Source organism: Streptomyces scabiei 87.22 (assembly GCF_000091305.1).
Classification (GTDB): domain Bacteria; phylum Actinomycetota; class Actinomycetes; order Streptomycetales; family Streptomycetaceae; genus Streptomyces; species Streptomyces scabiei.
The window spans coordinates 5,105,464-5,125,475 of the sequence record NC_013929.1 but is presented as its reverse complement, the minus strand read 5'-3'; the positions used below and the strand labels follow the sequence as shown (position 1 = coordinate 5,125,475).

Below are 20,012 nucleotides of genomic sequence, written 5' to 3'. Positions count from 1 at the left end.
CCGGCTCTTCGAACGGTGCTGGGCAGGGGCGGGCTCAGAGTTGGCCCAGAGCCCAGAACCCCACCGCGAAGCAGGCCAGCGCCAGCAGCAGGACCGGGAGAGCCACCTTGAGGGAAGGGCCCGTGCGGCGTCGGGGAAGCGCCCGGGATCGCCGTGGAACCTCGGACGGCCGAGCGGTGTATGAACCAGTAGAGGCGTAAGCGTGCTGCTGCACCGCCGCGGTCGGGGCCTGAGCGAGGCCCAGAGGCGAGCGGGTCTGGGGGGAGGGGACATGCGCGGGTTCGGCGTACTGCGCCGGGACGGCTTGTACGGGCGTCGCGCCGGGGGGAGTGGCCTGCTGCTCGGGTTGGTGCTCTGGGCGGCCCGGGTCGTGGCCGCGCTGCTGTTCCGTCCGGAGCGCCGAGGTGTGGGCGGCGAGTACCTGGGGCGGCGGCAGATGGAAGCTGCCGGTGTCCGACATCGTGGACGGCTGCGCGGGCGCGGGGTCGCGCTCGGGCAGCGGAGGTACGGGGGCGGGGGGCGTCCCGGGTGCTATGTGACCGGTGTGCGGCGAAGACGCCGAAGATGCCGCTGACGAGGAGGCTTCGCCCTGCGGTCGATGTCCGGGGCTGGTGCCGGCATCGGGGCCGGGAGCGGACGTGGTGGGTCCGGCCGGGGGCGGAGCGGTCGTGGGCATGGGAGGGGGCGTGGGCGGGGGCGGTATGAGGCCCATGTGCTGGGGCTGCGGTCCGGAGGCTGCGGACGGTGTGGGTGGTGCGGTGCCCGTGCCGGGCCGAGGTGGCAGGCCCTGAAAGGCCGGGTTGTGGACGGGCGGGCGGTGAGGTGGCGGAGGTGTGGCTTCAGCACCCGACGGTGAGGCGCCCCCCATGACCGGTCCTGAGGGCGAGGACGAGGCCGAGGGCGACGACGGAGATGAGGTCGACGACGGGAGCGAGGACGGAAGCGGGGCCGGAGACGAAGCCGCGGAAGAAGGCCCGGAAGAAGGCCCGGACAGAGGGGGTGGTGCGGCTGCCGGGGGGAGGGGGCCGGGAGCGGCCGAGGACATGCCGCTGTCCGTCCCCGTGCCGCCGGTGTGTGCGCCTGTTCCGGTCTTGTCCAGACCGGATGCCCTCTGCAGGGGGCCTTGGGGGGCGAACCCCGACGGGAGCGGGCCGAGTTGGTCGAAGACCTCCACCAACTCGTCGTCGGGCCCGGGTTCGGGGAGGAGCTCCGTGGCGGCGGCGAGGGCCTTTCGGGCGCCCGTGGCGGTGCGGAAGCGGGAGTCGGGGTCGGGCTGGAGCAGCGTGGCGATGACCTGCCACAGCGGCTCGGGGATGCCTCGCGGGGCCTTCGGGGTGCCGTGGGCGGCGAAGTGCTCGATGAGGGCCTTGGAGTCGGGTTTCGCGCCTTCCAGGAGGTACAGGGCGACGAGACCCACCGCGAAGAGATCGGCCGGGAAGTCCGGATCGGCTCCCAGCATCTGCTCGGGAGCGAAGTAACCCGGCGTTCCCACCACGTAGTTGGTCTCGGTCAGACGGGGCTCGCCCAGGCGCATGGCGATGCCGAAGTCGGACAGGCGCAGACGGGGCCGGGCCGTGCCGGTGGCCTCCAGCAGCACGTTGGCGGGCTTGATGTCGCGGTGGATGATGCCCTCGGCGTGCACGGCGGCGAGGCCGGACAGCAGCTGATCGAGCAGGCCGCACACGTAGACGGGCGGGAGGGGGCCGTAGTCGTTGATGAGGTTGACCAGGGAGCCTCCGGCCACCAGGTCCATGGTGAACAGGACCTTGTCGTCGTCGGCGGCCCAGCTGGCGGGCGCGAGCACATGGGGATGGTCGATCCGCACGGCCTGCTCGCGGACGAAGCGCAGCAGGGCGTGCGCGTCGCGCTGCTGCAGGACCTTGGCGGCCACATAGCGGCGGCGGCGGTGGTCCCAGGTGCGCCAGACCGCGCCGACTCCCCCGCGTCCGATCGGGTCGACCAGTTCGTACCGGCCGGCGAAGACCTCACCCATGGCTGTGCGTCGTTCCCCCTTCGGCTCCCCCGTGGCTGCCCGCCGACGGAGGACACGGAGTTTCTGCCGCCCCTTGCGGAGCCGGCTCGCACGTGCCCGGCTTCCCCGCAGCTCGATGTCCCGCCTCTGCGCCCCTTGTCTTCCCGTCGCCTTCCGCTTGTGTCCATGGGCTTTCCTGGAGCCTACGTCCACGTCTCCAGGGCTCAAGAGGGCCCTACAGAACCCTCGTTCCCTTTTCGGCCTCGGCCCGGCCGCCGAACCCCCTTCCGAGGACCGGGCCTTGGGCTCAGCTCTGGTGGGACTGGTAGTGCGCCACCGCGTCCGAGGTGCGGCCCGCGCCGTACACCCGGAGGAACTCTGCCAGTTCCGGGTGGGTCGGGGCGAGGGTGTCCGCCGCCTCGATGATGTCGCCCGCGGCAGCCACCGAGCGAAGCAGTGACTGGATCTCGCGGACCACCCGCTTGACCGTGGGCGCCCCCGAACTCGTCGTCGACTGCGTGGTGTTGCTGAGCACCGATCCCCCCTGTGACTTCTTGATCTCGTCCATGCGCTCGGTCGCCTCGGCGGCGCTCACGCTGCCGTCCGCGACCTGGCCCGCCAGATCCTGCAGCAGCTGCACCCGCTGGACCACGGCCGGATTGCCGATCTTGGCACGCTGACCGCTCATCAGCTGCGACAGCATCGGTGCGGACAGGCCCAGCACTCCCGCGAGACGGGCCTGGTTGAGCCCCAGGTCCTCGATGAGCCTACGGAAGAGCGCCCCCAGCGGCTCTCCGTACCAGTTCCGCTGCAGCTCCCGGGCTCTTGCGGTCGCTTCCTGCTGTGCGGCGTCCATTGCGTCTCCCCATCGCTTCCCCAAATACCGTGGTTCGCTGTAGCGAACCACGACGAGCATCTTACGGAGAGTGGTCGTTCACGGGGACCCCCAATCTTTTTGCGAGATCCCGGGGGTGACCCGGTACTCTGGTCTGCGAAGCCCCCCGGTGGTCGGTTCTTCCGGGTGGATGCTTCGCCTCCGGGGCCTTAGCTCAGTTGGTAGAGCGCTGTCTTTGCATGGCAGATGTCAGGGGTTCGACTCCCCTAGGCTCCACAGCGGATCGGCCGGGCCGGATGTCGTACGACATCCGGCCCGGCCTTTTTCGTGTTCCCGGCGCCGATTCGCGGGAGCGGCTGCGGACGGGGTTCGTCGCGATCGCTACGTGTGCACTCCGGAGAGAATGGGCCGTTGGAACGGGGTGACGTGCGTCGGCGTCTGCCGGTGTGCGCATATGCGAAAACGGTGTTCTGCGTCACAGGTGAGGGTGGCGGAATGTATGCCTCACTCTTCGCAACCGGACCAATACATTCCGGTCGCCCCGTGGACGGTGCCCGAAGTCGGCCGCCGTTTCACGTGAAACAGCCCGGTGGGGCAGAAGACCAGCAAGTCTTCTGCCCCACCGGGCTGTTGGAGAATGTCCCGTCGAACGGGCTCTCGGGCACGGCCGAGCCGCATGACCGGGCCGCAGACGACATCTTCCGCTTCCGCGGGCCGACTGCAGTCGTGCGGAAGAAGGGCCGGGCCTGGACCTCAGCGGTGGTTGTCGCGGTCGGCGGCTTCGTCCTCCGCCTGCTTGGCCTCAACCTCCGGATCGAGGACGGACTGACCGCTGCCGTCGACGGAGGACAGCCGGCCGGAGTCGGAGACCTCGGTGGCGGCGGGCGGCTCGACCAGCCAGTCGGGGTTGGCCTGCTTGTCCCACCACTTCCAGGCGGCGAACGCGCCTCCGGCCAGGACGCCGATCACGGCCAGTCCCTTGACGGCGCGGCCGAGCTTCGCGCGGCGCTGCTGCCTGCGGACCAGCCTCTGGATCTGCTGCGGTGAGACCTGCCCACGCAGTGCGGCCAGTGCCGCGACGCTGCGGGCGGTGGCCTCCTCGCGCACCGGGCCGGCGGCGGCCACGGCCTGCTCGATGCGGGGGCGGGAGTAGTCGGCGGCCTGACGGGCCGCCTTGCGGGTGCGGACGGCGGCTTCATGGGCCGCGTGGTCGACCTTGGGCGGCACATGCGTGCGGGCCTGCTCCAGGCGCGGGACGACAAGGGCGCCGTACTGGACGCGGGCCTGCTCCGCGGCCTGCGACACCTTCGGCGCGATCAGCACGCGTGCTTCGTGCGCGTAGTGCGAAGCCTTGTCCTTGGCCGTGTCGGCGTAGGGCGCCACCACTTCCGCGGCGTGCAGCACGCTGTCCTTTGCCGAGCCGGTCGCGGCGCGCACGCTCTCGATGCGGGTCACGGGATCCTCCTCCTCGGTGGCGTACGTAATTCGACTTTCCACCCTTTTGGGGATCATGCCTCTCGGAGCGATCCGGGGCATGTGCGGGCGGGCATCCGGGTCATGGGCGCCGGCTCCGGCCGATCGTCGAGCAGGAGCCGTGCCGGACCGGCCCATGCAATGGTCCGTGCGTTGGTCCGGGCGATTGGTTCCGTGCAATAGAGGATGAATACGGGACAACGGGAACTTGTCCGCGACAGTGCCGACAATGCCACGGATCGTCGCGAAGCGCGCCGCTACGGGGGGTACTCGGCCGGTTTTTGCGTGCTCTCCCGGGACGAGAGCGAGGGCGTCGCGGGACGCACGGCGTCGGCCGTGCGAGGATCGGGGGAGTCACAGAGGACAACGGAAGGCAGATCGTGGCAGAGCAGCTGTACGCCACCCTGAAGACCAACCATGGCGACATCGAGGTGCGGCTGCTGCCGAACCACGCGCCCAAGACGGTCCGTAACTTCGTCGAGCTCGCCCAGGGCGAGCGTGAGTGGACCAATCCGGCCACCGGCCAGAAGTCCACGGACAAGCTCTACGACGGCACGGTCTTCCACCGGGTGATCAGTGGATTCATGATCCAGGGCGGTGACCCGCTGGGCAACGGCACGGGCGGCCCCGGCTACCAGTTCGAGGACGAGTTCCACCCGGACCTTGCCTTCGACAAGCCCTACCTGCTGGCCATGGCCAACGCGGGTCCGGGCACCAACGGCTCGCAGTTCTTCATCACCGTCTCCCCGACGGCGTGGCTGACCCGCAAGCACACCATCTTCGGTGAGGTGGTCGACGCGTCCAGCCAGAAGATCGTGGACGCCATCGCCGGGGCCCAGACCAACCCGCGCACCGACCGCCCGGTCAACGACGTCGTCATCGAGTCGGTCGTCGTGGAGACCCGTCAGGGCTGACCCTCGTCGGCATGCGCCGCCAGGGCCGAGGACGCAGGGCTCCCCAAGAGGCCGGAACCGAAAGGTTCACAAGGCCCTGAAGGGAACCAATCGCCCCGCTCATCCGTAGGGATGGGCGGGGCGTCGCGCTCCACACACGAGACGGAGGGGACCCGATGGACCAGGTGCCGAGCAGTCCGCAGGACGCACAGAGCCTGCCCACCTGCTACCGGCACCCGGATCGCGAGACGGGCATCCGCTGCACCCGCTGTGAGCGCCCCATCTGCCCGGAGTGCATGGTGAGCGCGTCCGTGGGCTTCCAGTGCCCCGAATGCGTCCGCGGCGGCTCCGGCACGGGCCACGCACCCGCCGCCTCCGTCCCGCGCACCCTCGCGGGCGGTACCATCGCCGCCGACCCCCGGCTCCTCACCAAGATCCTGATCGGCGTGAACCTGCTGCTCTTCCTGGTGCAGCAGATCCTGGGCGACACCTTCACCGACCGGTTCGACCTCATCGGGCGGGCGTGGGTCCCGGAACTGGGCACCTCGCTCCAGGGCGTCGCCGAAGGGCAGTGGTACCGGCTGGTGACGTCGATGTTCCTGCACGGCAGCGTCACCCACATCCTGTTCAACATGCTCAGCCTGTGGTGGATCGGCGGCCCTCTGGAGGCGGCTCTCGGCCGGGCCCGCTATCTGACCCTCTACTTCGCCTCGGGCCTCGCCGGCAGCGCGCTCACCTACCTGCTCGCGGCGCCGAACCAGCCGTCGCTCGGTGCGTCCGGCGCCATCTTCGGCCTCTTCGGTGCGACCGGCGTGCTGATGCGCCGTCTGCGGTACGACATGCGTCCGTTGATCATCCTGCTGGTGATCAACCTGATCTTCACCTTCAGCCCGATGTTCAACATCGCCTGGGAAGCCCACGTCGGCGGCCTCGTGGGCGGCGTGCTGATCGGCTACGCCATGGTGCACGCCCCGCGCGAGCGGCGGGCACTGATCCAGTACGGCATGTGCGCCCTGGTCCTCGCCGCCGTGGTGATCATGACAGTGATCCGGACGGCCCAGCTGACCTGAGGTGATGGCACACCGTCACCGTTTCGGAGCCCCTTCGGCACTGTCCGGCACCGTTGTCCACAGAACGTGGCGGATCTTGTGCATAGGGTGCGGGTACAAGTGCGCCCCCTGTCGCTCACCTGCGTTCTCGCAGGTCAGGCAGGGGGCGAACGTGTTTGCGGGTGCCGGTAGGTCAGTCATACCGGCGTCAACGTCCAGTGAGTTATCCACAGATCGTCGTTCTTTTTCCCCACTGTGGAAAACGCCTGTGGATAACTCGGTGGATAGCTCTGGGGAGAGCTACTTCCGCCGGGCGGGGACCGCTATTTCCACTGGGTGGAGACGCCGAATCCCGCGGCGATGAAGCCGAAGCCGACCACGATGTTCCAGTTGCCGAGCGCGTCGATCGGCAACGAGCCGTCGGTCACGTAGAAAACCACGATCCAGGCCAGCCCGATGAGGAACATGGCCAGCATGACCGGAGCCACCCAGCCTCGGCTGTTCAGCTTGATGTTCGTGGCCTGCTTGGACGGCGGCGGCGTGTAGTCGGCCTTCTTGCGGATACGTGACTTCGGCACGAGGGTCTCTCCTGTCGATGCGCTGCGTGGCCGCGCAGGGAACTGTGGCGGGCTCCGGGGCAGAGTACAAGGGGACGCGGAATGCTCCCCCGGGCGTCCGTTAGCGTAGTGCTTCCGTGGCGCCTAAGGAGATAAGGGTACGTTGAGCAATTCGGCCGACTCCCCCGAGGCCGGTTCCGGCACCTCCCCGGAGGCCGGGTCCGGCGGCTCCACCGGGACGGGCTCCGCTCCCGCCGACCGGAGCGAGGACAGTTCGTCCCGCGGAGGCATCCGCCCCGTGCGGGTGCTCACCGTGGGCGTCTTCGCCCTCGCCGGGCTGATCTTCTTCACCAGCTTCGACACCGCCAAAGGCACCAACATCCGCACCGACGCCTCGTTGCTGAAGCTCTCCGACCTGATCCAGGAGCGCAGCCACAAGAACGGGCAACTCGACGAGACCAACGCGGTGCTCCGGGACGACGTCGAGGCCCTCGCCGAGCGGGACGACGGCAGCACCGAGGCCGAGGACGCCCGGCTCAAGGCCCTGGAGAAGAACGCCGGCACCCAGAAACTCAGGGGCGAGGCCCTCACGGTCACCCTGAACGACGCCCCGCCGAACGCCACCGCCAAGCTCCCCGGCTATCCCGAGCCGCAGCCCGACTATCTGGTCATCCACCAGCAGGACCTGCAGGCCGTGGTGAACGCCCTGTGGCTCGGCGGCGCCGAGGGCATCAAGGTCATGGACCAGCGGCTGATCTCCACCAGCGCCGTCCGCTGTGTCGGCAACACCCTGATCCTCCAGGGCCGCGTCTACTCACCGCCGTACAAGATCCAGGCGGTCGGCGACCCGGAGAAGCTGCGGAAGGCGCTCGCCGAGAGCAAGGCGATCCAGAACTACATGGTGTACGTCAACGTCTACGGGCTGGGCTGGAAAGTCACCGAGGACGGGCCGGTGACTCTGCCCGGGTACTCGGGCACAGTGGATCTGAAGTACGCGAAGCCCGTGGAGTGACGGCAGCCGGGGGACCTGTGTCGGTGCGCGTGATCGTGAGGACCGTCAGCGAACTCTGCATCACCGTCGGCACCCTGATCGTCCTGTTCGTCGTCTACGTGTTGTTCTGGACGGGCGTGAAGGCCGACACCGAGATGGACCACCAGGTCGACCTGCTCCGGGACCGGTGGGCGAAGCAGCCCGCGGGGCCGGCGCCAGGACAGGGCGCCCCGGCCGCTCCGCAGCGGCCCGCCCCGTACCGGGACGCCGAGCCCTTCGCCCTCATGTACATCCCCCGCCTCGGTTCCACGTGGAACAAGCCCGTCCTGGAGGGCACGAAGACGGACACTCTCAAGAAAGGGCTCGGGCACTACGCGAACACCACGCAGCTGGGACAGAAGGGGAACTTCGCGGTCGCCGGCCATCGCCGCACCTACGGTGATCCCTTGAAAGATTTTCCCAAGCTGCGCCCCGGCGACGCGGTCGTCCTGTCCGACGGCGCCGACTGGTTCACGTACGTCGTCGACAAGGGGCCCTATCGGACATTGCCCACGGATGTCCAGGTCATCGACCCCCTGCCGAGGAAGTCCGGGTACACGCGCGCGGGACGCTATCTGACACTGACGACGTGCGACCCGGAGTGGGGGCACAGCCACCGGCTCGTCGTCTGGGGCCATCTGGAATCCACCCAGCCCGTGGAGTCAGGGAAACCGGAGGCTCTCCGCCGTTAGTCTGGTGGCGGTACGGCGTGATTCCGGTGCCGTGGTGTGAAGGAAGGGACGGCATGTACGGCTGGATCTGGCGGCATCTGCCGGGCAACGCGTGGCTGAAGGCCCTGATCTCCCTCGTGCTGACCCTGGCCGTCGTCTATGTCCTCTTCCAGTACGTCTTTCCCTGGGCGGAGCCCCTGCTCCCCTTCAACGATGTGACGGTGAACGACCAGTGACTGCCGCCCGACCCGCCCGGGTCCTCGTCGTCGACAACTACGACAGCTTCGTCTTCAACCTGGTCCAGTACCTCTACCAGCTCGGCGCCCAGTGCGAGGTGCTGCGCAACGACGAGGTGGCGACCGCCCACGCCCAGGACGGCTTCGACGGCGTCCTCCTGTCCCCCGGACCGGGTACCCCCGAGGAAGCCGGCGTCTGCGTCGACATGGTCCGTCACTGCGCGGCGACCGGCGTCCCGGTCTTCGGCGTCTGCCTCGGCATGCAGTCCATGCAGGTGGCGTACGGCGGTGTCGTGAACCGTGCCCCCGAGCTGCTGCACGGCAAGACCTCGCTGGTGGAGCACGAGGGCGAGGGCGTCTTCGCGGGCCTGCCCACCCCCTTCACGGCGACCCGGTACCACTCCCTGGCCGCCGAGCCGACGACCGTACCGGCCGAGCTGCGGGTCACGGCGCGTACCCACGACGGGATCATCATGGGCCTCAGGCACCGCGAACTGCCCGTCGAGGGCGTGCAGTTCCACCCCGAATCCGTGCTCACCGAGCACGGCCACCGCATGCTCGCCAACTGGCTTGCGGAGTGCGGCGACCAAGGGGCCGTGGCGCGGTCGACGGGGCTCGCCCCCGTGGTGGGCAGGGCCACGGCGTGACGGCACTGCGCCCCGAGCGCGAGAGTGCCCCCTACGGCGGCGAGGCCGCGTACGGGGGCGCCGAGGCGTTCGAGGCGGAGACCACCTTCGAGCCCGGGGTGCCCTTCCGTGACCCGGCCGAGCCCCAGCAGTGGGCCGCGCCGCAGGCATCTCCCTACGCCCAGGGCGACTGGCACGGACAGCAGCCCTACGCCGAGCCCGCGTTCGGGTCCTACGAGACCTACGGGCAGCGCCCCCAGGCCCCGTACGAGGGCCGTCCCCCCGCCTCGTACGACCTCTATGCGGCGGCGGGCGTCCAGGCGGGCTTGCCTGCGGACACGGCCCAGGAGCACCCTCCGATCGACGAGGAGACCGTGGCGCTCCGGGTGGAGGAGGCGCGACGGGCGGCGGCGCGGGCCGAGTCCATACCCCCCTCCGCCGTTACGGCGGGCCGTGCGGCCCGCCGTAAGGCCGCGAGACGGCACGGGAGGCACGGAGGCTCCCCGGCGGCCCACGCGGCCTCCAGAGCCGCTCAGGGGCCCGGTCAGCCCTTAGGTGCGGCTCCGTCGGCGTCGGCACCGCTGTCCCGGATCGAGGCGCGTCGGGCGGCGCGGGCGCAGAAGCCCGGTGTGGGGGTGATCGCGAGCCGCGTGATCGGCGAGGTGTTCATCACCACCGGTGTGGTGATGCTGCTCTTCGTCACGTACCAGCTGTGGTGGTCGAACATCCGGGCCCACCAGCAGGCGGGCCGGGAGGCGACGAGCCTCCAGGAGGAGTGGAAGAGCGGGAAGCGCGCGCCGGGAGCGTTCGAGCCGGGGCAGGGCTTCGCCATCCTGCACATCCCGAAGCTGGACGTCGTCGTGCCGATCGCCGAGGGCATCAGCAAGTCGAAGGTCCTGGACCGCGGGATGGTCGGCCACTACGACGCGAACAGCATCAAGACGGCCATGCCCGAGGACAAGACGGGCAACTTCGGCGTCGCCGGCCACCGCAACACCCATGGCGAACCGTTCCGCTACATCAACCGGCTGAAGCCGGGCGACCCGATCGTCGTGGAGACGCAGGACAAGTACTACGTCTACGACATGTCCTCGATCCTGCCGGTGACACCACCGTCGAACGTCAGTGTCCTCAACGCCGTGCCCCCGGGCTCCGGTTTCACGAAGCCCGGCCGCTACATCACCCTCACCACGTGCACGCCCGAGTTCACGAGCAAGTACCGCATGATCGTGTGGGGCAAGATGGTGGAGGAACGGCCGCGCAGCGAGGGTAAGCCCGACGCGCTCGTCCAGTAGGGGCTCGACCGAGGGCGGAAGAAGAACTGTGGCAGTGACCACCGACGGCACCGAAGAGAAGACGAGCGACACCGAAGAGAAGACGGGCGCGCCCGAGGTCGCTAAACGGCGTCGCGGGATGACCCGGCTCGCCATGGCGGTCAGTGTCTTCGGTGAACTCCTCATCACGGCGGGCCTGGTGCTCGGGCTGTTCGTCGTCTACTCGCTGTGGTGGACGAACGTCCTCGCCGACCGCGAGGCGGACAAGGAAGCGAGCAAGGTCCGCGACAACTGGGCCGCCGACAGCGGTCCGGGTGCCCTGGACACCAAGGACGGCATCGGCTTCCTGCACGTGCCCGCCATGAACAACGGCGAGGTCCTGGTGAAGAAGGGCACCTCCTCCAAGATCCTCAACGGTGGTGTCGCCGGCTACTACACCGACCCGGTCAAGGCGACCCTTCCCGGCTCGGACAAGGACGGTAACTTCACCCTTGCCGCCCACCGGGACGGCCACGGCGCGAAGTTCCACAACATCGACAAGCTCGGCAAGGGCGACTCGATCGTGTTCGAGACCCGCGACAACTGGTACGTCTACAAGGTCTACGACACCCTCACCGAGACCTCGAAGTACAACGTCAAGGTGCTGTCGAACATCCCCAACGAGTCCGGCAGGAAGAAGGCCGGCAAGTACATCACCCTCACCACCTGCACGCCCGTCTACACGTCCCGGTACCGGTACATCGTCTGGGGCGAGCTGGAGCGCGTGGAGCGGGTGAACGCGGAGCGCACGCTGCCGAAGGAACTGCGGTAGCCGTCGCACCCCTTGGCAGGGCGCCTTCGCATTCCTGCCTGCGGGGGTGGATGTTTCACGTGAAACATCCGGTTTCACGTGAAACATCGCGACAACGACAGAGTCCCGGTCACCTCTCGGTGACCGGGACTCTGTCGTTGCGGGAACGGTGGCGCTATCCGAAGAAGCCGCCGCCGTCGCCCCCGCCATTGTTGTTGTTGCCGTTGTTCCCGCCGAAGCCGACCGACGCCAGGGTGATGGTCGTCTGGGTCGGGTCGGCGTCGTTGCCGCCGTCCGGGTCCTGGTCGGTGACCAGCGCGGTGTCGCTCTGGTCGCTGCCGTTCGCGAACTGGATGTTGGTGAAGCCGGCTGCCTGCAGGATCTGCTTGGCCTGGCCCACGGTCCGTCCCACGACGTTCGGGACCTTGGACTCCGGCTTCTCCTCCTCGGCCTTCTTGCCGATCTGGATCGTGACCGTGTCGCCCTTGTTCAGCTCGGAACCCGCCTCGGGGCTGGTCGCGACGACCTTGCCGTCGAGACCGTCGTCGTCGGTCTCGACCTCGGTGCAGGTGCCGACGAGGTTGTTGGCCGCCATCTGGTTCTTGGCGGCTTCACAGCTCTGCCGGGCGACGTCCGGGACGGTTTCCTTGTCCGGGGCCTTGGCCACCGTCAGCGTGACCGTGGAGCCCTTCTCGATCTTGCCGCCTTCCGGGTCCTGACCGATCACGACTCCTGCAGTGCGGTCCGACTCCTCGTTCTTCCTCTCGACCTCGAAGCCCTTCTCCTTGAGCTGGTCCCTGGCCTCGTTGAACGGCACGCCCTTGACGTCGGGGACCGTGACCTTCGGGGCACCCGTCGAGATCGTCAGGGCGATGGTGTCGCCCTTCTTGACCTTGAGGCCGGCCTTCGGGTTCTGGGAGCAGACGTTTCCGGTCTTCTCCTTCTCGCACTCGGCCTTGGTGGTCGTCACCTCGAGGTCGACGTTCTCGGCCGACGCTCTCGCCTCCGCCTCCGTCTGGCCCACGAAGTTCGGTGCCTTGAGGGTGTCGTTGCCCGCGTCGTTCCCGGAGAACATCCACTGCCCGATGAGGACCGCGCCGATCAGCACCAGGACACCCGCGACGACCAGGAGGATCGTCGAGGTGTTGTTCTTCTTCTGCTGGCGGCGACGGCCCTGGCGGTCGTCGTAACCGCCGTAGCCGTCGTCCGGACCGACCGGGGGCAGCATCGTCGTGGCGCCGGCGTCGGAGCGCAGGGCGGTGGTCGGCTGATCGTCGGGGTAGCCGCCGTAGCCGACCGAGCCCATCGCCGCCGTGGCCGCGACGGGCTGGCCGTCGAGGCAGGCCTCGATGTCGGCGCGCATCTCGTCGGCGGACTGGTAGCGGTAGTCCGGGTCCTTGACCAGGGCACGCAGAACGATGGCGTCCATCTCCGGCGTGATCTCCGGGTCGAAGACGCTCGGCGGCTGGGGCTCCTCCCGCACGTGCTGATAGGCGACCGCCACGGGGGAGTCACCGATGAACGGCGGGCGGACCGTCAGCAGCTCGTAGAGCAGACAGCCCGTCGAGTACAGGTCGGAACGGGCGTCCACCTGCTCGCCCTTGGCCTGCTCCGGTGAGAGGTACTGGGCGGTGCCGATGACCGCGGACGTCTGCGTCATCGTCATGCCGGAGTCGCCCATGGCGCGGGCGATGCCGAAGTCCATGACCTTGACCTGGCCGTTCCGCGTCAGCATGACGTTGGCCGGCTTGATGTCGCGGTGGACGATCTGGTTGCGGTGCGCGTACTCCAGGCCCTGGAGGATGCCGATGGTCATCTCCATGGCCCGCTCCGGCAGCAGCTTGCGGCCGCTGTGGAGAAGCTCACGGAGAGTGGAACCCTCGACGTACTCCATGACGATGTACGGGATCGAGACCCCGTCGATGTAGTCCTCGCCCGTGTCGTAGACCGCCACGATCGCGGGGTGGTTGAGCGAGGCGGCCGACTGGGCCTCCCGGCGGAACCTGGCCTGGAAGGTGGGGTCGCGCGCGAGGTCCGCTCGCAGCGTCTTCACCGCCACGGTGCGGCCGAGGCGGGTGTCCATCGCGAGGTAGACCTCCGCCATGCCACCACGGCCGAGCACCTGGCCCAGCTCGTACCGGCCGCCGAGGCGACGCGGCTCTTCCATAGCTTCCTACCAGCCCTCTCCGTCGGATCCCGACCGCACCGATGTGTGGTCCGGCGGCTGTGCTCCGGGCATACGGTACCCGGCTCGCCTTCTGTGACCTGGCCGACCGCGTCACCCGATACAGGACCGGTATCGCAACGTGCACCGATGTGAAGGCGACGTGAGCGGGGTCACTTCTTGCTGTTGATCACTGCCTGCATCACGCTCTTCGCGATCGGGCCGGCCAGACCGCCACCCGAGATTTCAGCGCGATCGGCCGCACCGTCCTCGACGACCACGGCCACGGCGACCGGCGAGCTGCCGTCGCTGAGCTTGGCGTAGGAGATGAACCAGGCGTACGGCTTCTCCTTGTTGTTCACGCCGTGCTGCGCGGTTCCGGTCTTGCCGCCGACGGTGACGCCGTCGATCTTCGCCTTGCCACCGGTGCCCTGCGGGTCGTTGACGACGGTCTCCATCATGTCCTGGAGCTTCTGCGCGGTCTCCGAGGACATCGGCTGGGACAGCGTCTCCGGGTCGTGCGTCTCGATGACGTCGAGGTTGGAGGCGCGCAGCTGGTCGACCATGTACGGCTTCATCAGCTCGCCGTCGTTGGCGACGGCGGAGGCGACCATGGCCATCTGCAGCGGGGTGGCGCGGTTGGAGGCCTGCCCGATGCCGTCCATGGCGTTCTGCGGATCGTTGTCCTCGGGGTAGACGCTCTCGGCGGCGCGCACGGGGACGTCCAGCTCGGCCTCGTTGAAGCCGAACTTCGAGGCCTGCTCCCGCATCCCCTCGTTGCCGACGTTGTGCGACATCTTCGCGAAGACGGTGTTGCACGAGACCATGAGCGCATAGCGCAGGCTGGCGTTCTTGCACTCGCCGTGCTCGTTGGTGAGGTCGGTGCTCGTGCCGGGCAGCTGGTACGGGTCGGGCGTCTTCGTCTTGTCGTCGATACCCGAGACGATGCCCTTCTCCAGCGCCGCGGCGGCCGTGACGACCTTGAACGTGGAGCCCGGCGGGTAGGTCTCGCGCAGCGCGCGGTTCAGCATCGGCTTGTCGGCGTCCTTCTCCAGCTTCGAGAAGGTCTTGCTGTCCTGGGTGCTGATACCGGCGAAGGTCGACGGGTCGTACGACGGCGTGGAGGCCAGGGCGAGGATCGCGCCGGTCTTGGGGTCGAGCGCGGCTACGGCACCCTTCTTGTCGCCGAGGCCCTGGAAGGCGGCCTTCTGCGCGGCGGCGTTCAGGGTGGTGACGACGCTGCCACCCGCCTTCTTCTTGCCGGTGACCATGTCGAGCGTGTTGCGGAAGAAGAGCCGGTCGTCGTTGCCGGTGAGGATGCCGTCCTCGAGGTTCTCCAGCTGTGAGGCGCCGACGATCTGGGAGGCGTATCCGGTCACCGGAGCCCACATCTCGCCGTTCTTCCAGGTCCGCTTGTATTCGAAGTCCGTTCCCTTCGACGCGACAGACCCGGTGATCGCCTTGCCGTCGACGATGATGTTGCCGCGTGGGGTGGCGTAGCGCTCGATGGAGACTCGACGGTTGTACTTGTTGTCCTGGAGGGCATTCGCATCGACGTACTGAAGCCAGTTGTCGCGGATGAGCAGGGCCATGATGAGTAGGCCGCAGAAGATCGCGATCCGGCGCAATGGCTTGTTCACATCAGCCCTTTCCATGAGCCAACAGGTGCGCCTGTTGCTTCGGTCTCTGGGTTTTCTCGGTGCCGATGACGCTGGTGCTCATCCTTGGCCGCCCACAGTCTAGGGGCAGCGGCTGTGTCCCCTGGGAGGGGCGGTCCCGACGACTGATGAAGAGACGCATCAGGAGCGTTGTGGGTTCCCTAAGCCGTCCGTCAGGAACGCGTCCGAGGGGCTGCTCAACACTTCGGCTGTCTGCCCGCTGGCCACGTTGAAGAGGTGGTCAAAGGTGTAGCCCCAGGTGCTGCTGAGGTTGCCGCTCTTCGCGTACCCCCCTGTCGTTGCGGATCTCGTAGTCGTTCGCGGTGCAGTTGTCCCGTACAGCGGAGCGGCCTATCAGAGCCTGTCAGATGGCTGGCAACTCTGAGGCCATTACTGGTGGCCGTGTTGTCCGTCCAGCCTGACCATGACGTGAGACGTCGTCCCACCACTACGTCCTGTGCGTGACCTGCGCAAAGACGGGGGAGTAAGTACAGAGATCGGTTGGTGTCCGACTCGGTCTCCTAGGTGCTGAGCTCGGGCTGCCGGCGACGCAGGCTCCCGCGCGAACTGATGCACGGGCACGCGGCGCACCGCAGTGCACCACGTGGCGCCGCGACGGCACCTGAGACTGCGTTCCACTGTGAGCTCCACCGCCTGGTCCGGATCTGGGCCGGACGTGATCCCGAGATGTCAGCCGCTGTGATCGAAGTCCAGTCGATCAAGACCAGTGAGAGTGGCGAGATTCGTGGATTCGACGCGGGCAAGCGAACGGGGCACGTGGAAGATGCACATGATCGTCGACACGATGGGCCTTCTGTAGGCCGCCGTCACCTCCGAGTCCGTGCAGGACCCCGCCGTAGGCCGCATCGGCGTGGCCCGGCTCGCCGCTGGGCTTCCGTACGGGCAGTCTGGGCAGGGCCGACGGCGGATACGTCACCCCGCTGATTACCCGCTGCTCAGTGAGCCCACGATGCTCTGTGCATCGTCGTCGGGATCGTGAAGCGGACCGACGACGTCAAGGGCTTCGAGATCCTGCTCCGTCGCTGGGGGTGGAGCGGAGTTTCGGTCGGCTGGCCCGGCCGACGCCTCGCCCGCCTACGAGCGATTGACCGCCCCATCCAAGGCCATGATCAAGATAGCGATGATCCGACTGATGCTCGTCCAGCTCGTCGGGCGGCCATCGTCGTGGAGCTGTGAAACCCATCGCAAGGCCATCCGAACCGGAGACCGCCGAGGGCCTCATCGCAGTGTGATCAACCAGCCACCCGGCTGATCCCGAACGCATTGCGCCAACCCCTGCAGAGCCTCTGCAGGATGATTTGCTCGGAATCGAGACGATGACGTCCAACGAGCGGGAGTCATACATTCACTTAATGGATCTTTTGTCTACCTATTCACGCGGTAGGTGAGCGTGGCTGATATAGATCATTTGTTCGATAAGTTGCTTGTTGGCGCTCAAGTGCCTGAGTGAACATTTGATGTCGATCACCGGGAGGCCCCGTCCGGGGAGATATGGGGCCACTACTAGGTAGGGGGAACAACATGCGCACGCGCACAGCCGCCGTCTGCACTGCTGCAGCTATGGCCACGCTCACGTTCACTGGTCAGGCGTCGGCCACTCCGCAGAGCGCCGACCCCCGGGCGGGGTCCGTAACTTCCGTCTTCCAGCCCACAGTCGCAGGTGGCACCGCGAGTTGCTCGACGACCGGGGCACGAGGCAGCATGGGCACGACTCGACCCTCAGGGGACCTTTGGCCCTACCAGGAGTTCAAGGTCGCTCTGTCGGTTACAGATACGGCCGGTGATGGTCACCATGTTCGGGTCCGTTTCCTCAGCAAGGGGGTCGGGAGCGAGGCGGTTTCCAAGTGGCCGTGGCGCTCCCTCACCTCGGGCAGAGGCGACACTCTCACGGTCAGTACTACCGCACGGTCCGACTACGGCATCGCTGAGACTGGCGTCGAGGTGGCGCGCTTCGAAGGCAGTCGAAAGCTCAACTCCTGCACCGATTGGACCTGACCGGCGGCCATGTGGCCCCCAGGGAGCGGCCTGTCCGTGAGGTGGCGGTTCACGGGCTCTGCCTCGCGCGGACCGGGCGACATCACATCTGAGTAGCGCTGCTGTCTGCCGCGGCGCCCTGCCTCAACAGGCATCCATCAGATCGCTGATGATTCTCGGCGAATCCGGTCGACGGTGTACGGACGCGATCTACATGGAGCTGCGGTGCAGAGTACGTGGGACTAGCGGGCCGACGGGCTGCGGGGTGGTGACCATTTCGGAGGGTCGTCAGGTCGGCGTGGTGTGTGAAGTACACGCACTGTGGTCTTAGGGAACGTCGTGGCGTGAGTCTCTGTGGGCTCAGATCCCACACCCGTCGCTTGGCAGGTCCGACGTTGTGCAGATCAGACGGGTGTCACTCTCCAGAGTGGCACCCTTCTGCGTTCACTCCTTCCCACCCCTATCTGACCTTGGTCAGTGCGTATGGGTCACCTGTGGGACAGGATCAAGGTCGGCCGTCTCGTCGAGCGCGAGGGCGATAAGGCTGGTGGTCTGCTGCCGGCAGCCCTGAGGATCTTCGCGCAAATCCGGTACTACGCGGCGATGACGTGGTCGGCGCGGGATGAGCTCCGCTGAGTAGCTGTTGTCGTTCCGATCTTGAGGGGGACGTCGATCTATCGGTTGATTGCAGTGGCTGCCAGCATGAGAACACGGCCTCTTGGTAGCTCGGGCTTGCGAAGCCAATTCGCGATTCAGGAGACCCTGTTGCCGCAGTTCCACGACGGCGTCAGGTCCGTTTCTGGTAGGGGCCGCGTGGTTGTTCGAGGGTCTGTGGCGGGAGCGGGTGACGTTGATCTAGGGCTCGTCGGTGGGCAGGCCGAGGTGCTCATGTGGTCGCAGATGCGGAACACCATGGTGCTCATTGAATGTGGTCACGATGCACCGGTCTCCGCAGGGGCCGCTGCGTGGCCGGCAGGGATGAGGCCGTGGATGACCTTGCGGGTGGTGGCGGGCTTCGGCCTGGGCGAGGTCGGTGGTGGACTGGTGGGGCTACCTCTACGGCCGCGGGCACCACCGCACGGCGGCGAGCGTCAACGGCGTGCAGTTGGCCTTCGCGCGGCCTCGGTTATCGTTCTGCCGCGGCACCACGCTCGCCCGCTTCTCGGCGATCGTGATGTCGGCGTGCCGCAGGCTCAAGGTTTCGCGATACGGACCCCCGCGTCCAGCGGCAGGGCGAACACCAGCACGTCCTCACCGTCCGCAACTGCGGTGGGTGACCTGAAGAGTAGTGATGTTGATGGAAGTGATCGGCATCATGCGACAGGACCGGCGCTGCCGGGGCGAACTACCTGGGTCATTTCGGCGTCGGGGTTCGGAGCGGGCGTCGGAGCCGGGCGCCGGGCTGTGTCGCTGATCCGCAGCAGGATGCCGATCAGGGCCCAGTTGGCGATCACGGAGGAACCACCCGCCGCGAGGAACGGCATGGTCATGCCCGTCAGCGGGATGAGCCCCATCACACCGCCCGCTACCACGAAGATCTGCAGGGCGAAGGCGCCGGAGAGCCCGACCGCGAAGAGTTTGCCGAAGGGATCGCGGGCGGCGAGGGCGGTACGGATGCCCCGCTCGATGATCAGCGCGTACATCAGCAGGATGGCCATGACGCCGGCCAGCCCGAGTTCCTCGCCGAATGTGGAAAAGATGAAGTCCGAGTTGGCTGCGAAGCCGATCAGGTCGGAGTTGCCCTGGCCCAGGCCGGTGCCCATGACACCGCCGGAGCCGAAGGACATGATCGACTGACCGATCTGCTCGCAGGCCCCCGAGGTCTCGTAGCAGCCGAACGGGTCGAGCCAGGCATCGACGCGGGCCTGTACATGGCTGGCGAACGAAGCCACGCCCACGGCACCGCCCACGGACATCAGCAGACCGATCACGATCCAACTGGTTCGCTCGGTGGCGACGTACAGCATGATCACGAACATGCCGAAGAACAGGAGCGACGTACCCAGGTCGTTCTCGAAGACGAGAATGAGCAGGCTGATGGCCCAGATGGTGATGATGGGACCGAGGTCGCGGCCACGCGGCAGGTAAAGGCCCATGAAACGGCGGCTGGCCAGCGCAAGCGCGTCCCGCTTCACCATGAGGTAGCCGGAGAAGAAGATCGCGAGGAGGATCTTCGCGAACTCGCCCGGCTGGATGGAGAATCCGGCAACGCTGATCCAGATCTTTGCGCCGAACACGTCGGCACCAAGGCCGGGGACAATCGGCAGGATGAGCAGGACCAGTGCGCCCACCATCGAGATGTAGGTGTAGCGCTGCAGGATGCGATGGTCCTTGAGGAAGACGAGCACCGCAGAGAACAGGGCGAGGCCGATGCCCGAGTACATCAGCTGGTTCGGTGCCGATGCGCTGAAGACGCCGAACTGGGCCTTTGCGAGTTGCTGTAGCCGCTCGGACTGGTCCAGCCGCCAGATGACCACCAACCCCAACCCGTTCAGCAGCGTCGCCAGAGGCAGCAGCAGCGGGTCGGCGTAGGCCGCGAACTTCCGTACGACAAGGTGGCCGGCACCGGCCAGAAGGCCGAGGCCTAGGCCGTAGCCCAGCAGACCGGTGGGCACCTGCCCATTGATGGCGAGACCCACGTTGGCGTAGGCGAACACCGGGATGACGACCGCGAACGCCAGCAGGGCCAGCTCGGTGTTGCGTCGGCTAGGGGTGCCGATCGCGCCGATCGTGGACGTGTGCTGCGTCGACGGGTTGGTAGTACTGCTCATCGTGTGACTGGGCCCCTC

17 protein-coding genes and 1 tRNA gene are annotated in these 20,012 nt (G+C 67.6%); 10 read left to right on the top strand and 8 right to left on the bottom strand.

Annotation, left to right across the window (positions count from 1 at the left end):
- Nucleotides 1-34: 34 nt before the first annotated feature.
- Nucleotides 35-1,993, bottom strand: a complete 1,959-nt coding sequence (locus tag SCAB_RS21720) for a serine/threonine-protein kinase (RefSeq protein ID WP_013002234.1) — start codon at nucleotides 1,991-1,993, stop codon at nucleotides 35-37.
- A 286-nt stretch (nucleotides 1,994-2,279) separates the two neighbouring features.
- A complete protein-coding gene (locus SCAB_RS21715) occupies nucleotides 2,280-2,828 on the bottom strand; it encodes a helix-turn-helix domain-containing protein (protein ID WP_005482990.1) in 549 nt (182 codons plus the stop codon).
- 182 nt (nucleotides 2,829-3,010) lie between these two features.
- Between SCAB_RS21715 and SCAB_RS21710 the strand changes: the two genes are divergently transcribed.
- Nucleotides 3,011-3,083: transfer RNA gene (locus SCAB_RS21710), tRNA-Ala, on the top strand.
- Nucleotides 3,084-3,560: 477 nt separating this feature from the next.
- On the opposite strand, the gene SCAB_RS21705 is transcribed toward SCAB_RS21710, so the two are convergent.
- Entirely contained in the window at nucleotides 3,561-4,262 is a 702-nt protein-coding gene (locus SCAB_RS21705; RefSeq protein WP_037726059.1) for a DUF5324 family protein, read from the bottom strand.
- A gap of 398 nt (nucleotides 4,263-4,660) precedes the next feature.
- Here SCAB_RS21705 and SCAB_RS21700 point away from each other — a divergent pair, with 398 nt between their 5' ends.
- Both SCAB_RS21700 and SCAB_RS21695 read left to right on the top strand, forming a co-directional pair.
- A complete protein-coding gene (locus SCAB_RS21700; RefSeq protein ID WP_013002232.1) occupies nucleotides 4,661-5,194 on the top strand; it encodes a peptidylprolyl isomerase in 534 nt (177 codons plus the stop codon).
- Nucleotides 5,195-5,349: 155 nt separating this feature from the next.
- Nucleotides 5,350-6,243, top strand: coding sequence for a rhomboid family intramembrane serine protease (locus tag SCAB_RS21695; protein ID WP_013002231.1), 894 nt, complete (start codon nucleotides 5,350-5,352; stop codon nucleotides 6,241-6,243).
- 302 nt (nucleotides 6,244-6,545) lie between these two features.
- On the opposite strand, the gene crgA is transcribed toward SCAB_RS21695, so the two are convergent.
- Nucleotides 6,546-6,800: a cell division protein CrgA gene (crgA, locus tag SCAB_RS21690; protein WP_013002230.1), complete on the bottom strand. Its 255-nt coding sequence runs from the start codon at nucleotides 6,798-6,800 to the stop codon at nucleotides 6,546-6,548.
- A 142-nt stretch (nucleotides 6,801-6,942) separates the two neighbouring features.
- Between crgA and SCAB_RS21685 the strand changes: the two genes are divergently transcribed.
- From SCAB_RS21685 to SCAB_RS21660, 6 genes are read left to right on the top strand one after another with little or no spacing between them, the layout of a single operon-like run.
- Nucleotides 6,943-7,791, top strand: a complete 849-nt coding sequence (locus SCAB_RS21685; RefSeq protein ID WP_037726061.1) for a DUF881 domain-containing protein — start codon at nucleotides 6,943-6,945, stop codon at nucleotides 7,789-7,791.
- A 17-nt stretch (nucleotides 7,792-7,808) separates the two neighbouring features.
- The gene (locus SCAB_RS21680; RefSeq protein WP_013002228.1) at nucleotides 7,809-8,501 is read left to right on the top strand and encodes a class E sortase; all 693 of its coding nucleotides are present in this window, start codon (nucleotides 7,809-7,811) and stop codon (nucleotides 8,499-8,501) included.
- 53 nt (nucleotides 8,502-8,554) lie between these two features.
- Nucleotides 8,555-8,716: a hypothetical protein gene (locus SCAB_RS47775; protein ID WP_020113582.1), complete on the top strand. Its 162-nt coding sequence runs from the start codon at nucleotides 8,555-8,557 to the stop codon at nucleotides 8,714-8,716.
- Nucleotides 8,713-9,363, top strand: a complete 651-nt coding sequence (locus SCAB_RS21670; RefSeq protein WP_013002226.1) for an aminodeoxychorismate/anthranilate synthase component II — start codon at nucleotides 8,713-8,715, stop codon at nucleotides 9,361-9,363. The genes SCAB_RS47775 and SCAB_RS21670 overlap by 4 nt, the downstream gene beginning before the upstream one ends.
- A complete protein-coding gene (locus tag SCAB_RS21665; RefSeq protein WP_013002225.1) occupies nucleotides 9,360-10,637 on the top strand; it encodes a class E sortase in 1,278 nt (425 codons plus the stop codon). Before SCAB_RS21670 ends, SCAB_RS21665 begins: the two co-directional genes overlap by 4 nt.
- Before the next feature lie 28 nt (nucleotides 10,638-10,665).
- The gene (locus tag SCAB_RS21660) at nucleotides 10,666-11,427 is read left to right on the top strand and encodes a class E sortase (RefSeq protein ID WP_041669458.1); all 762 of its coding nucleotides are present in this window, start codon (nucleotides 10,666-10,668) and stop codon (nucleotides 11,425-11,427) included.
- Between the two features lie 154 nt (nucleotides 11,428-11,581).
- Here SCAB_RS21660 and pknB read toward each other — a convergent pair whose 3' ends face one another.
- Both pknB and SCAB_RS21650 read right to left on the bottom strand, forming a co-directional pair.
- Nucleotides 11,582-13,573: a Stk1 family PASTA domain-containing Ser/Thr kinase gene (gene pknB, locus SCAB_RS21655; RefSeq protein WP_013002223.1), complete on the bottom strand. Its 1,992-nt coding sequence runs from the start codon at nucleotides 13,571-13,573 to the stop codon at nucleotides 11,582-11,584.
- Between the two features lie 170 nt (nucleotides 13,574-13,743).
- Nucleotides 13,744-15,210 carry a peptidoglycan D,D-transpeptidase FtsI family protein gene (locus SCAB_RS21650; protein WP_013002222.1) on the bottom strand — a complete coding sequence of 489 codons (1,467 nt, stop codon included), beginning with the start codon at nucleotides 15,208-15,210 and terminating at the stop codon, nucleotides 13,744-13,746.
- A gap of 2,490 nt (nucleotides 15,211-17,700) precedes the next feature.
- Between SCAB_RS21650 and SCAB_RS47390 the strand changes: the two genes are divergently transcribed.
- Nucleotides 17,701-17,859: a hypothetical protein gene (locus tag SCAB_RS47390; protein ID WP_013002219.1), complete on the top strand. Its 159-nt coding sequence runs from the start codon at nucleotides 17,701-17,703 to the stop codon at nucleotides 17,857-17,859.
- Nucleotides 17,860-18,279: 420 nt separating this feature from the next.
- Here SCAB_RS47390 and SCAB_RS47385 read toward each other — a convergent pair whose 3' ends face one another.
- Together SCAB_RS47385 and SCAB_RS21645 are read right to left on the bottom strand one after the other, a co-directional pair.
- On the bottom strand, nucleotides 18,280-18,420 hold the full coding sequence (locus SCAB_RS47385) for a hypothetical protein (RefSeq protein ID WP_158512253.1): 141 nt from the start codon (nucleotides 18,418-18,420) through the stop codon (nucleotides 18,280-18,282).
- Nucleotides 18,421-18,536: 116 nt separating this feature from the next.
- Entirely contained in the window at nucleotides 18,537-19,994 is a 1,458-nt protein-coding gene (locus SCAB_RS21645) for an FtsW/RodA/SpoVE family cell cycle protein (protein ID WP_013002218.1), read from the bottom strand.
- Nucleotides 19,995-20,012: the final 18 nt, after the last annotated feature.

What these genes read in the sequence shown, in the direction of transcription:
- SCAB_RS21695 (WP_013002231.1), top strand. Translation starts at nt 5,350, where the DNA reads ATGGACCAGGTGCCGAGCAGTCCGCAGGACGCACAGAGCCTGCCCACC.
- SCAB_RS47775 (WP_020113582.1), top strand. Translation starts at nt 8,555, where the DNA reads ATGTACGGCTGGATCTGGCGGCATCTGCCGGGCAACGCGTGGCTGAAG.
- SCAB_RS21715 (WP_005482990.1), bottom strand. Translation starts at nt 2,828, where the DNA reads ATGGACGCCGCACAGCAGGAAGCGACCGCAAGAGCCCGGGAGCTGCAG.
- SCAB_RS21645 (WP_013002218.1), bottom strand. Translation starts at nt 19,994, where the DNA reads ATGAGCAGTACTACCAACCCGTCGACGCAGCACACGTCCACGATCGGC.
- SCAB_RS21720 (WP_013002234.1), bottom strand. Translation starts at nt 1,993, where the DNA reads ATGGGTGAGGTCTTCGCCGGCCGGTACGAACTGGTCGACCCGATCGGA.
- pknB (WP_013002223.1), bottom strand. Translation starts at nt 13,573, where the DNA reads ATGGAAGAGCCGCGTCGCCTCGGCGGCCGGTACGAGCTGGGCCAGGTG.